Origin of the sequence: Collinsella sp. AF02-46-1 (genome assembly GCF_003465825.1) — a bacterium.
GTDB lineage: Bacteria > Actinomycetota > Coriobacteriia > Coriobacteriales > Coriobacteriaceae > Collinsella.
Genome location: NZ_QSBV01000010.1, coordinates 1 through 12,914, shown reverse-complemented (window position 1 = coordinate 12,914; position 12,914 = coordinate 1). Strand labels below are relative to the sequence as shown.

8 protein-coding genes and 3 tRNA genes are annotated in these 12,914 nt (G+C 58.4%); 1 reads left to right on the top strand and 10 read right to left on the bottom strand.

Annotation, left to right across the window (positions count from 1 at the left end; all coding sequences use genetic code 11):
* Nucleotides 1–79 precede the first annotated feature (79 nt).
* Nucleotides 80–1,225, top strand: a complete 1,146-nt coding sequence (locus DWV20_RS05350; RefSeq protein WP_118256546.1) for a polymer-forming cytoskeletal protein — start codon at nucleotides 80–82, stop codon at nucleotides 1,223–1,225.
* 123 nt (nucleotides 1,226–1,348) lie between these two features.
* Here DWV20_RS05350 and DWV20_RS05345 read toward each other — a convergent pair whose 3' ends face one another.
* The 10 genes from DWV20_RS05345 to DWV20_RS05300 form a co-directional block, all read right to left on the bottom strand.
* Nucleotides 1,349–3,058, bottom strand: a complete 1,710-nt coding sequence (locus DWV20_RS05345; protein WP_118256545.1) for an isopeptide-forming domain-containing fimbrial protein — start codon at nucleotides 3,056–3,058, stop codon at nucleotides 1,349–1,351.
* A 122-nt stretch (nucleotides 3,059–3,180) separates the two neighbouring features.
* The gene (locus tag DWV20_RS05340; protein WP_158566320.1) at nucleotides 3,181–4,824 is read right to left on the bottom strand and encodes a SpaA isopeptide-forming pilin-related protein; all 1,644 of its coding nucleotides are present in this window, start codon (nucleotides 4,822–4,824) and stop codon (nucleotides 3,181–3,183) included.
* On the bottom strand, nucleotides 4,817–8,551 hold the full coding sequence (locus tag DWV20_RS05335; protein ID WP_118256543.1) for a Spy0128 family protein: 3,735 nt from the start codon (nucleotides 8,549–8,551) through the stop codon (nucleotides 4,817–4,819). Before DWV20_RS05335 ends, DWV20_RS05340 begins: the two co-directional genes overlap by 8 nt.
* A gap of 425 nt (nucleotides 8,552–8,976) precedes the next feature.
* Nucleotides 8,977–10,815 carry a translational GTPase TypA gene (gene typA / locus DWV20_RS05330; RefSeq protein ID WP_117584035.1) on the bottom strand — a complete coding sequence of 613 codons (1,839 nt, stop codon included), beginning with the start codon at nucleotides 10,813–10,815 and terminating at the stop codon, nucleotides 8,977–8,979.
* A 117-nt stretch (nucleotides 10,816–10,932) separates the two neighbouring features.
* Nucleotides 10,933–11,382, bottom strand: coding sequence for a hypothetical protein (locus tag DWV20_RS05325; RefSeq protein ID WP_089572580.1), 450 nt, complete (start codon nucleotides 11,380–11,382; stop codon nucleotides 10,933–10,935).
* A gap of 30 nt (nucleotides 11,383–11,412) precedes the next feature.
* Nucleotides 11,413–11,769 carry a hypothetical protein gene (locus DWV20_RS05320; protein ID WP_118256542.1) on the bottom strand — a complete coding sequence of 119 codons (357 nt, stop codon included), beginning with the start codon at nucleotides 11,767–11,769 and terminating at the stop codon, nucleotides 11,413–11,415.
* 30 nt (nucleotides 11,770–11,799) lie between these two features.
* On the bottom strand, nucleotides 11,800–12,300 hold the full coding sequence (locus DWV20_RS05315) for a bifunctional nuclease family protein (RefSeq protein WP_118256541.1): 501 nt from the start codon (nucleotides 12,298–12,300) through the stop codon (nucleotides 11,800–11,802).
* A gap of 158 nt (nucleotides 12,301–12,458) precedes the next feature.
* Nucleotides 12,459–12,535 (bottom strand) — tRNA-Ile (locus DWV20_RS05310).
* Between the two features lie 4 nt (nucleotides 12,536–12,539).
* Nucleotides 12,540–12,615 (bottom strand) — tRNA-Ala (locus DWV20_RS05305).
* 67 nt (nucleotides 12,616–12,682) lie between these two features.
* A tRNA-Ile gene (locus DWV20_RS05300) sits at nucleotides 12,683–12,759 on the bottom strand.
* Nucleotides 12,760–12,914 lie beyond the last annotated feature (155 nt).

Genomic DNA, 12,914 nt, shown 5'->3' with positions numbered 1-12,914 from the left:
ACCGAGAGGTTCTTTTAGAGCGCCCTCGCGTTGGGTACCCTGTTAGGTATATGCCGAACACCTAACAAAAGGATCAACTATGGCTTTCAATCAAACCGCGGCGGCGCCGTCACACAAGATGCGTCGCTGCCTGCTTATGGCATTCGCGCTCATCGCGCTCGCGCTCACTGCACTTCCCACGGCGTCGTTCGCCGGCACGGACACCGCAGGCAACGTACTTGCGACCGACAATGACGCCAATTCGTCCGGCGTCGAAGGTGACCTGTACTGGGCAGGTCAGGCCCTCAACTTGGACGATACGTCCATCGACCGCGATATCATCGCCGCGGGCGATACCCTCTCAATTCGCGACTGCACGGTGGGCGGCGCCGTCCGTCTGGCGGCACGCACCATCGACGTTGCCAAGACCACGGTTGATGGCAGTGTGACGGTAGCCGGTCAGCATGTCGTGCTCAATTCCGACAGCACTGCCAACTGTTTCTATGCGATAGGCGAGACGGTTGCCCTGCGCGGCTCTACCAAGTCGGCAGCGCTTGCGGGCGATACGGTGACCATCGATGGCACCGTCGAGGGCGATGTTGAGGTTTGGGCCGACAAGCTCATCCTGGGCAAAAACGCCCACATCACCGGCACCGTGAACGCGCACGTCTCCGAGGACCCCGAGCGCGCTGCGGGAGCCGAGGTCGGCGCGCTCAAGATCGACCGCACCGAGAACGAGGATACTTCCACTGTTAACGATGTCATCGGCGGCATCGTCGCCGCGGCGCTCTCGACCTGCTTTGTCGCTCTGCTGCTCGAGCTCGTCTTTCCGCGCGCGACCGCCAGCGCCGCCGGAATGCTCCACCAGCGCCCCACGCCCCTGTGGGTGAGCGGCCTTCTGGGCACGATTGCTATCGTCCCCGCCGTCCTACTGCTAATTATCTCAATCGCTGGCCTGCCGCTTGCCGGAACCCTCTTGTGCGGCGTTATCGGCATCGCGTTGGTGTCGAGCGCCTTTGCGGGGTGCGCGATTGCCCGCATGGTCGGACACAACCAGAACCGCTACGCCATGGCAGCCGCCGGCGGCGTGATCGCAGGCGCGCTTACGGCAATCCCCCTCGTAGGCGATTTCATCAGCGGCGCAGCCTTCGTCTTTATGCTCGGCTACGTTATCCAGATCATCTGGCGCAACGCCCACCTCAAGTCGCAACAGCCGGCTAATACGCCGGAACCCCCCACCGCCTAGCCGCCAACCACCACAAAGGGGACAGGCACCTTTGTGGTGGTACACAAACGTAGCGGGGCATCCGATCGCATCGACCGGGTGCCCCGCTTTTTCATGTCTCGTATTGATAGTCGAGGCGAACAACTACTCCTCAGAGCCGTCGTCGCGCCTACGACTACGGATGAGATGCGCCACACCGATGCACAGTACCGCGCCACCAGCGATCCAAGTAAAGGTCACGCCATTAAGACCGGTCAGCGGGAGGTTAATCTGTTTGGTATTGCCGACGGTAATGTTAAAGGTGCCGTCGGAGTCCTTCTCCGAGTCAGACTTCGCCGTCAGCTTGTTGTCGCCAGAATTTCCGTCGGTGAGGCCGGCGATAATCTTGTCGTTCTGGTTCTTAGGATCAAGCGTGCTTCCGAGCAGAGTAAGACCGGCACCCGGATCATCGGCCTTCATGGTCGGCTTGATCTCGAAGGTGAAAGGCTCGACCGTGGTATAACCGTCGGGAGCAGAAGTTTCCGTGACGGTATAGACACCGGCGTCGAGACCGACGACTTTGATGATGCCGCCATTGGCGGTCTTGAATTTCCAGGGGGTTTTGCCAAGGGAGCCATCCTGCTGGACGTACAAATTCGTGGATGCACCGTCGTCCGCTCCGGTGGCCTGGATGGTGAACTCGGCACCGTCGAGGGCCGCCTCGGTGCCCAGGTCGACCTTGTTGATCTTGAGGCCGTAGGTGTAGTCCTTGACCTTGTCAGGCGGAGTCTGGCCCTTGCCATCCTTGTTCATGGGATCGTTGGAGTAGTTAAGTATCACGGTGTTGTCGTTACCCTCAGTGCCGGCAACAATAGCGTCCGTGTTAATCCGCGCCTTATAGGAGACGACGACACAGGATTGTTTAGTGATTCCGCTGACGTCCTTCAGGTTTTCACAGGTCCACTTTGTCGTCTTAGCACCAGTTGAACTATCGACAGTTTCAGCACTCTGTTTAAAGTTGTTCGTAATTTTCCGACCGGTCTTGTGGGTCAGATCGCCTTTTGCATCGCTCACGCTATCGTATAGATAGACCTCAGCGCCCGACTGCAGCGTCAGGCCCTTGGAGATCTGGTCGGAGAACTGATAGAAATACGTATCGTACTTATCGAAGTTCTCGGCGACGGTGCCGTAGAGGTTGTACGTCACGTCCTGGCCGATCTGGGAGTCAGCGGCATCGTGTTCTGTGTTGTCGGCATCACTCACGATCTTTTTCTCGACGGTGGGGATGCCGGTTTTCTCGCTGACGTTAACGGGAGTGCTTCCCACGACAGTGAAGATGGGGGACGTACCCGCCTCGCCCTCATTAATGGTGTCGGCTTTGGTCACAAAGAGCCAGTAACCGTGCGCGAGACCGGAGGCAGCGCCGTTTGTCGTTGTCGTCTTTTCAGTAAGATTGTCTACGGCAGCGGCAATCTTATAAGCAATGTGATTAGAGTCAACACGGGTTGTCTCATCGGTACCTGTCACCTCATTCGTGATCCAGTCTGCAGCATCCTGAGCAGTCTTACCCTTGTAATTCGGCTCCTTTTCCCTGATAACTTCCTCGACAGCCGTCTTCACGCTACCGTTTGCCCAAGTGATGTTGCTCGCGACCGTCTTGCCTTCAACCGTAGCAACATCGGCCTTGAAAATCTGATTGCCCTCGAACTCGGTAGTGTTGCCCTTAACGTTCGTGATGGTCACCGAGCCATTCGCAGTCGCAGCACCCTCAGCTGCAAACGCCATACTCACCGGGGCCATGACGCCGCCGAAGCTCAACACTGCGGTAAGTCCGGCGGTTACTGCCAGGTGGGCGATGCTCTTGGTTATCTTCATGTTTGGTCCTCTTTCTTGGAGGGTTCTCTAGTAACTTTTTCAAAACCAATGATCATCAGGTCGGTAGACCTGCGCGTCACTCGCTACGGAGGCAGTACGCCATTGAGCAAGGGGGGGGACAATTATTTTTCACGGCGACCTCCTCCCCGTTTGATGACGAGCGCGACAACAATAGCCGCCACTCCGATGGCAGCCAAAGCCGCCACCAGCACCAACGCTCTATCTCCCGTCGAGGGCATAAAGCCTCGACTTGCTTCTTTGCTTGGGGTGTTGAGCACCGACAGCTCAATCGAACCCGTCCCGGCATCGGCGGTATCAACCCGTAGGGGGCTTTCGATCGATACGGTCACCCTGGGCTTCCCGGCCGCCACCTGTTTAACGTCCAGGCCCTCGGCCGTAACCGTCACCGTACGTTTGCCTTCAAAGGCGGCGTATCCCTTGGGAGCCGCGACCTCTTCGACGGTGTAGACACCCGCGTCCACACTGGTCAATTCCACGTGGCCGTCCGCGCCCGTGGTGACGTGCGCGGCGGCATCCGTCGACCACGAGCCGTCAGTCGTTAGAATGCGCCCGCGGTCATCGATGATGCGCAGCTTGGCGCCCGCGAGCGGTTTATCGTCCGAGCTTGAGCGCTTGATCAGACTGAGTCCCCAGGTGTAGGCGCACGCATCGTCGCTCGGCGTGCGGGTGAATCCGGCGTCGCCGGACTGGCCGGCGAGGGGAGAGCGCGGGTAGCGCAGGTAGACCTCGTTGGGGTTGCCCTTGGTGGCACCTCGATTGCAGTTGGCCCCCAACGGCGCATTGTAGACAGCAACCACGCGGGCGCCCGTGGCGAAGGCGTCGGCCCCGCCGAGCGCGGCGACCAGGTCGCCGGTGCGCACGGTGAAGGCATTGCCCTCGACCGAGACCCTGCACTGTGAAGTAATGTCTGTCCACCCTTTAGCCGGCGTCGAGTTGGCGTTGCCGCCCTCACATGCGACCGCATCAAAGCCGCCGTCCGCGCCCGCCGCCACGTACACGCGCACGCTCGCGGCCGCCTTGGAGGGGTCGAGCCCCGCGCTCATGGTGTCGACGAACCGCACCGCATAGGTGTCGTAGGCCGTGAGCCCCGCCGGGACCGCGGCCGAGAGGCGCCAGTACAGGTCGTCACCCACGGTGGCGTCGGCGGCCTTCTGCCATGCGGCGGTGCTGTCCTCCAGCACATTCTTGGCAACCTTGGGGGTCGCCGCCTTGGGCTTGACGGTGACGGCGCTGCCGCCGACCAGGGCCATGATCGGCGCGGTGCCGGCCTCGCCCTGGGCGATGGCGTCGTCGTCGGCGACGATGAGCCAGTAGCCGCAGGGCAGCTCGGCCGCCGTGCTCGCGTTAAGGCCCACGGAAGTTGCGCCGACATTGCAAATCGCGCGGGCAAGCTTTGCCGTCAGCGCGGTCGTCATATGCCCGTCAGCATTCATCCATTCGGCAGCCGCTTGCGCCGTCGATGCCGAGCCATCAAGCCCCGCATCATGAAGCACCGGAAGAACGGCCTGGCGAACGGCATCATTCGCCCACGTTACGTCAGTTGCAATTTTTTGGTCAGTATCGGCGTCGTCGACAACGGTCGCCGAAAAGAGCTGGTACGCGTCATACCGCGTCGCAACCGTACCGTCCACCGTAATGGCACCGGTATCGGCAGCATGAGCCATCCCAGGGGCAATCGCGAAAGACAGAATAGCAACCATGATTATCGTCGCGGCAGCCAACAAGCGGCGGTTAAGCCTACTCACGGCTACCACCTCGACCTTGATCGCGATGGCGACGAGCATGCATCCATGTCGCGGCAAAGCACAGCAGCGAAGCGCCAGCCAGATATGTCATAGTCAGGCCAGCACCGCCTGCCTCGGGAAGCGTGGTCGAATACGTGTTGGTAAAGGTCGGTGGGTCCTGAGAGCTATCGTTATAGGTAACTACGGCGTTGAGCTGGTCCGCGCCATTAGTTACCTTAACCGTGACTTTGCGCGGGGTCGTGTCATAGGTGATGTGATCTTTAACATGGTCGACGGCACCCTTGGGCTCGACCTCGGAAATGGTGTAGGTATAGGTTCCTGCCTTGTTGTAGTCGACGTTGAAGGAGACGTTGCCCGCGGCATCATTGGTCACCGTCTGGAGCACCTTACCGTCGCCGTCCTTAAGCGCAAACGAGAACTGTCCTTTCTTGAACGTCCCGCCTTCAAGTCTTTTCTTTGCCTGGATAACCGCTGATCCCGTCAAACGATTGTCGTAGACCCAGATCTCGTCCTTCTTGGCATCGCCGACAATCTCCGCGTCTTTGACAACGCTCCTCGCCTTTTCAAGCTTGTTCTGATATTCCTCCGTACCCGCATTGCCCTTGAGCATAATCCAAATGGGGTTTGCCGTAGCGTAGCCATCGGGTGCCCTCGACTCCACAAGCTGGTAGAGCTCGCAATTGGCCATCGCCTTCTTTTCTTCGCCAAACGAGATCCTACCGTTGTCGTCGGTCGTGGCGGTTTCAAACTCAGTCCTTGCGTTTTCGATACCCGCCGTTGCAACCTGGTCCATATTCACGCTGTAGAGCGTGAACTCCGCCCCTTTGAGCGTAGCACCGACCTGCTGGGCGTCGTACTTGGTCATCGTGATGCCGTAACCATTGCCACCCGCACTAGCGGAAGCGTTCTGGATGGTCCATATTCGCTCGTCAATCGCTGTGCCTTCCGTCACACCCGTAAGCTTGGCGGTATTGGAAAGAGACACCTCTTCACCGGGGTTTCCGGTCGGGATAACCTCGTACTCGACCTTGAGGTATTTCTCGTCGGGCACCTCAAGAGTCAACTTCGTACGCGAGCCAGATTCATCATTGACTTGCTCCATCTTCGACGAATAGTCCTTATCAGTCAGCGGTGACCAGGCGCCATTCACCCGCTCATAGACCTTAAGCATCGACGGCACCAGCGTGCACTTGGCATCCATGGTATCGACGAGCTCAAGGAAGTCAGTGCCACTCTTAAGGGCAACAGCAGATTCGTTAACAAGAATGGTGTACTTTATTCGATTGCTACTACTGACCTGCTCACCGGTCTTTTTGATGACGTTGTTCTTGATGGTGACGGTACCGCTACCGGGTTTGAACTCCTTATTTCCCGACACTGCGCTTGCCGAGTTGATGAACTTCACCTCATTCTTGGAGGTATCGAGCTCGCCGCGTTTGACCGCCGTTCGATACGTTAGCTTTGCGTAGCCGGCATAACTTCCAAGTTCAGTCGTGGGAATAGAAAAGGCGACAGTGTTGCCATCGCTGCTGACGTTGTCGGTGGCAAGCTGCCAATCATCAACGACCGTCTCGGCCTCGCTTCCGCGATGAAGCCCCGTATGCTGATCGTAGGGATTCCGCACGAGCGTGTACTTTGCGAAGCCCGAAACATAGCTCATGCCGTCCGGGAGGGTATCGACTATGTTCAGCGGCGCGCCGTTAAGCTTTCCGGCACCGTAGTACTCGAATTCGCCATTTGCGTCTTTATTACCCTTCTGGCGATTCGCGTACACCGTCCAGTCGACGACCCAGGCCCCCTTCTCGTCCGAGCCGTCGACGGCACCCCAGTCGAAGTCCTCGTCCCAAGACACTTTCGACTCCGCCTCCGGCTTCTCGACCGCAGGCGTCGTTTCTTGGTTGACAACGTACATGACGAGGTCGGTGTACGGCCACTGAAGATTCAGGCCCGTCGCGCTGACCGACGCGAAGTTTGAGTACCAGCCCGACAGCGCATCTGATGTGGTGGCATAGGTGATAACGGCGTAGTCCTCGTTCTCGAGGGCGGCTTTCACTTTGTCGTTAACATATATATCAAGATTGAAATTTCTCTTTGTTCCGCCGACCGGCCAGCTTGCCGTCAGTTTCCAGTCGGCATCCCGCACCAGCACGGTCTTGCCGATTTTGATGGTAATGGCCCCTTCGTCGACACCGAGATTCTGCGACCAGGCCGACTGAAACGTATCCTTCACCGTCACCAAACCAGGATTGACCGCATTAACAATGGCCTTAAGCGCGACACGCGTCTCCCACGTCGCTCTACCCGTCGTCGCGGCTTCATCGGAGCTCACGAGCCTCTTAGTGATCGGCGTACCGACCAGCTGCGGCGTGAACTGGCCTTCGCTGGCGCCGGAAACGGAACCCTCGCGCTCGATAGTCGCGTTATTGCGCACGGTGTCGTACGAGCTCGTGTCGTTCATCTTGGTGTGATAGACGATACGATAGGTGGCGTGCTTGTCGGCAAGGTCGGTCGGGAACGTGTAAGAAAACGAGCTCTGCGACGGATCGAGCGCGCCGGTCGCAAGAACCTCCGACCCGGAGCTGCCCTTGTAAACCGTGTAGCCCCCTGTATACGTTTGCTTATCATCCAGACGGTCAGTGAACATATAGCCGCTCATATCAACTTTGAGTTCGCCTTGATTGAGTGCGACAGTCCACGAGATATCGGAGGGCGAGCCCGAACCGTCAGACTTCTTGATCATGTCATAGCGAAACTTGCTGGGAGCAGCAGTCACGGAGCCGCTCTGGCGATCGCTCGAGCTGCCCCACTCCCACGTTGCCGTGTTCTTGGATGCGTCCTGCTCGTCGACAAACTCGCCGTTACCCGCGGAAACACCGCTCTTCAGCACCGTCTCATACGTAATCGTGTGCTTCCCCTGGGAAAGGTTGCCCAGATTGTCGATGGTCACAGTCTGACCGTCGACCGTCGGCTGCGGACCGAGCTTCTTGCCATCGAGCGTGAAGCTGCCATCCACAAAGTCGAAGTTAGCGCCCAGCGTATCGGTCAACTTGACATTCGTTGCATACGATTCGACGGTAAGCTTGACGGTCCACGTAACTTTGGCCACGCCATCGGCGCCCTGGGAGAAGGCTCCTGATTTCTCCCCTTTGACGGCGCCATCCGTAGTTGGAATATTGATTGATCCCGCACCGGGGAACTTGATAGGTGTACTGCTGTCCGAGCCAGCGTTCTTATTTGCTAACTCAAATGAAAAATTGGCTCCGACAAAAATTTCCGCAGGGTTTTTGTCGAGCCAGCTCTTGTCAAACGTAAAAATGACCTTATTGTCCTTGATCTCCCACGTACCAGCCTTTTCGGCAGTAGCCTCCGGACCCTCCATGAGGTCGCCACCGGCGTTTTTGTCAATGACTATGGTATCGGGGAGCTCGTAGACAGCGATGTAGTTCCGAGGCGTAGGCGCCTTATCACTTATGAACCGTGCCGAGAAAGCTCCGTAGAGCTTCGAAGTAGACGTTACGGCAGTATCACCCAAAGGCTTATTATGGTTCTCATCGGTATACAGCTTGACCTCAACCGCTGCCGTATCGCCGTTGATCTCAATCGGCGCCGGCGTCGTCGCATCCTCGGCGCGCACTGGGGCTGCACCGTGAAAAACTGCGGCGGTGAGGCTAATCAAAATGAAGATCAGGGCCGCCATACCCAGCGACCGTGAGCGGTGTGCGTCCATAGTTGTCCCCTAATTCCTACAACACGTTGTGGAATACGGCGAATCGTCGGACCGAACACAAACCCCAACATCAACGAGAACCTACCTAGCGCATTGCAAGAACCCACTGGGGAGCAACTTCTAAGACGGTTCGTCTATGCCACAATGCATAAAATACAATATAGATACCAGTCATGTAAACCGCAGGTAAAGAGGTCTTTTAATTTAATACCAGTTGATATTTACCTGTTAACAGTTTTGTATCATACCGGCTATATTCAGTGAAATTATGTATATGTTTAAACAATTTAACTTTGACTGGAAGGCCGATCGGAGGGATAGTCGCCCCAGCTGTGGTGCAAACGAACCTGATCCCATTGCACCAAAAAGGGCGCCGACCATTGCGGTCGACGCCCTTTCTTATTGGCAGTTATAAGCCCCAGCGCTTATTTGTTGACCTGGCCGGCGCGGACGGCTGCCTTCTTACGGTCGGTGGCGTTGAGCAGACGCTTGCGCAGGCGGATGTTCTTGGGAGTAATCTCCACCAGCTCGTCGTCGGCGATGTACTCCAGCGCCTCCTCCAGAGAGAAGGTGCGAGGCGGCACCAGCTGCACGGAGATGTCGGAGGTCGAGGAACGCTGGTTACCCAGGTTCTTGGTGCGGGCGATGTTGACGACCATGTCGCCGGCCTTGCTGCGCTCGCCCACGATCATGCCCTCGTAGCACTCGGTACCCGGCTCAACAAACAGCTGACCGCGCTCCTGCAGCGTACCCAGGGCGTAGGCAACGGCCTTCTCGGTGGTCATGGAGATCATGGCGCCGTTCTGGCGGTTGCCGATCTCGCCGGCGTAGGGGCCATACTCCAGGAAGGTGTGGTAGAACACGCCCTCGCCGTGGGTGACGTTCATGATGCGGTTCTTAAGGCCCATGATGCCACGCGTCGGGATCTTAAACTCAAGGTGCGTCACGATGCCCGAGGTATCCATGCTCGTCATGATGCCACCGGAGGTGCCGAAGACCTCAACGACCTTGCCCGAGTACTCGTCCGGGCACTCGACGACGGCCTGCTCGACAGGCTCCATCTTGTTGCCGTTCTCGTCCTTCTTAAACAGAACGCGCGGACGACCGACCTGGAACTCAAAGCCCTCGCGGCGCATGGACTCCATCAGAACGGACAGGTGCAGAATGCCGCGGCCCGAGACCTCGACGCCGCTCTTGTCCTCGAGCTCCTCGATCTTCATGGTCACGTTGTTCTCGGCCTCGTTGAACAGGCGCTCCTTGAGCTGACGGGCGCCAACGATATCGCCGTCGCGGCCGACGAGCGGGGAGGTCGAAGCCTCAAAGACGATGGACAGGGTCGGCGGGTCGATCTCGATGGGCTCGAGCTCGACGGGATTCTCGGGATCGGTGTAGACATCGCCGATATCGGTGCGGTCGATGCCCACAACGGCGGCAATGTCGCCGGCGCCGACTTCCTGGCACTCGGTACGGCCCAGGTAGTCGAAGGTAAAGAGTTGCTTGACGGTAGCGGTGGCGCTGGAGCCGTCGTTCTTGACGACCAAGATCTGGTCGCCCTGGTGGATGGTGCCGGAGTACACGCGGCCGATGCCGATACGGCCGACGAAGTTGGAGTGATCGATGGTCACGCACTGCATGGCCAGCGGAGCGGTCTCGTCAACCTCGGGTGCGGGCATGTCGTCGATGATCATGTCGAGCAGCGGGTACATGTCCATGTTGCCGTCCTCGGGATCATGACGGGCAAAGCCGTTGACGCCGCTGGCGTAGATGACATGCTCCATGGCAAACTCAAGCTGGTCGTCGGTAGCGCCCAGGTCGGCCATAAGGTCGAGGCAGTCGTTGTAGGCCTTCTCGGGGTTAGCGCCCGGACGATCGATCTTGTTGATGACGATCATGATCTTAAGGCCGGTGTCGATAGCGTGACGCAGCACGAAGCGGGTCTGGGGCATGGGACCCTCAAAAGCGTCGACCAGCAGCAGGGCGCCGTCGGCCATACGCAGCACGCGCTCGACCTCCCCGCCGAAGTCGGCGTGGCCCGGGGTGTCGATGACGTTGATCTTAACGTCCTTGTACTCGATAGAGATGTTCTTGGCGAGAATCGTAATGCCGCGCTCGCGCTCCTGGTCGTTAGAGTCCAGGACGCGGTCCTCGACCTGCTGGTTAGCACGGAAGGCGTCCGTGGCACGCAGGAGCTTGTCGACCATCGTCGTCTTGCCGTGGTCGACGTGAGCGATGATGGCGATGTTCCTCAGATTGTCTACGCGCATGTAGTTCCCCTATCTTCTATCCATATACAAACGGCACGCGTATGCGGCCCGCCCAGCGATACAACGCTCAGCGGGAATATTGAGCCTTTTACCGAAAACTCGTTTATTTTAGCGATTTTAGATAAGAGGGGTTTCCTCACCTGCAGGTTCAGGGTCGCTCCACATAAAACCATCGCCGGCACCCATGCCCTCATACAGCACGTATGCCGAAAAACCGCTCTCGAGCGTGGTTTCGAAGAAGCTCACGAGCAGAGCATCGTGATAGCCGCCGTCAATCTCGACGCAGCCGGTGTAGCCGATGGCATAGCGGGCGATACGGCCCAGGCCCTCGTCCTTAAGACCCATCTTGTGCTCGGAGATAAAGTTGGTGGCAGCCTCCAGGCATGCCTCCTCGCCATCTTCGTCGAGCGCGGCCAGATAGCGGTTGGAAGCGGCGTCCTCAATTGCCACAACCACGCCCGGGTTCTCGCCCGCGGCCAGGTCGTCCAAGAAGGCGCCAATCAGATCGCACACCATGGCGTCGAGCTCGGCGGAGACGTTACCGGCGTCCTGCATATCCTGTGCCATCTTTAGACCTTCCCATCGAGTCCGGCGTCGTTACAGTTCTTGTGCCTCGGCAGCGATCTTGGCGGCAGCGTCGCGGGCGCGCATCATATCCATCGCGCGCTTGTCGAGCACCTTGATCTGACTGGTCAGCATTACCGCATCGACCACGCCCCAGATCACGAGGCCCGTAGAGATCGAAAACCCAAGCGCACCAACTGTACCACGAAGGCGCGAGCAGATTGCCGCGACAAGGGCGGAGATGACAACCATCTTGATAAACGAGCCGCGGCGTTCGCGAAGCGTGCGGGCCTGCGTCACATAGGCAATGCGAGCCGCCTCGGACGCCTCGGAGCGCATCTGGGCTTCACGCGCGATGGCGACCGCTTCAGCCGATACGCGGGTGCCCATCAGCGACCTCTCCGCTCGCGTGCCAGACATTTAGAAATCATCGGGGGAGAGCGTATGGACGAACTCGTCGAACTTCTCGAACTCCTGCTCGTCGTCGACTTCCTCGGCGTGGGTAGAAACAGTGCCCAGGCGATTCATGATGTCATCCTCCACAAACATGGGAGCATTGCTGCGTACGGCAAGGGCGATGGCATCGCTGGGGCGGGCATCGATCTTGCGCTCCTCGCCATCGGCCAGCACGACGATCGTCGCGTAGAACACCGGCGGCTCGGCGCGAACGATCTCTATACGCTCGAGCTTGGCGCCCAGGGCGTCAACGGCATCGAGCAGCAGGTCATGGGTAATCGGGCGCTCGGCTCGGCCGCTATCGATGCCACGGCTGATTGCCGCAGCCTCAAACGAACCAGTCTGAATGGAAAGGGAACGCAGCGGCGCGGGCGAGTCCGATTTGCTGCTGCGCTCACGAAGCACGATAAGCGATGGCACGGGACCGGCGGCCATGACGATGGTCTCTATGTCGACACGAACCATGGAACACCTCCGGTACGTAGCGGTTAACACGCGGCAGCGCGCCGCATCGAATAGCTATACTACCCAATCTTTCGCACAGAACACAAAACCAAAATGAGATTTATCACAGACAAGAAAAAAGCCCCGAGGCAACGCCCCAGGGCTCTTCACAGTTTTGATGGTGGACCTGACAAGATTCGAACTTGTGACCTCCCGGTTATCAGCCGGACGCTCTAACCAACTGAGCTACAGGTCCATCATGGTGGAGGTTAGGGGGATCGAACCCCTGACCTCAGGCTTGCAAAGCCCGCGCTCTCCCAGCTGAGCTAAACCCCCACGGAGACAGTAATAAACACCCCAGCGGCGACTCGGCTCTCGCTGGGGTGTTTATTGCGAAAGAAAGTGGTGGACCTGACAAGATTCGAACTTGTGACCTCCCGGTTATCAGCCGGACGCTCTAACCAACTGAGCTACAGGTCCATCGCGCAAGGGATATATTAGACGAGTCGTTACGCGCGCGTCAACAACTTTTTTGAAAATCTTTGGGAGGGATGGTCGCTGGGCCGGCGAGATGGTTTTGGTTTGCTGCTCGGACAGTCCTGCGCAAGACGAAGGCCACATTAAGTGGCCTTCTT

Bases quoted from the DNA above. Each gene is read 5' to 3' on its own strand.
- DWV20_RS05350 (WP_118256546.1), top strand. From the start codon at position 80: ATGGCTTTCAATCAAACCGCGGCGGCGCCGTCACACAAGATGCGTCGC.
- DWV20_RS05345 (WP_118256545.1), bottom strand. From the start codon at position 3,058: ATGAAGATAACCAAGAGCATCGCCCACCTGGCAGTAACCGCCGGACTT.
- DWV20_RS05335 (WP_118256543.1), bottom strand. From the start codon at position 8,551: ATGGACGCACACCGCTCACGGTCGCTGGGTATGGCGGCCCTGATCTTC.
- typA (WP_117584035.1), bottom strand. From the start codon at position 10,815: ATGCGCGTAGACAATCTGAGGAACATCGCCATCATCGCTCACGTCGAC.
- DWV20_RS05325 (WP_089572580.1), bottom strand. From the start codon at position 11,382: ATGGCACAGGATATGCAGGACGCCGGTAACGTCTCCGCCGAGCTCGAC.
- DWV20_RS05320 (WP_118256542.1), bottom strand. From the start codon at position 11,769: ATGGGCACCCGCGTATCGGCTGAAGCGGTCGCCATCGCGCGTGAAGCC.
- DWV20_RS05315 (WP_118256541.1), bottom strand. From the start codon at position 12,300: ATGGTTCGTGTCGACATAGAGACCATCGTCATGGCCGCCGGTCCCGTG.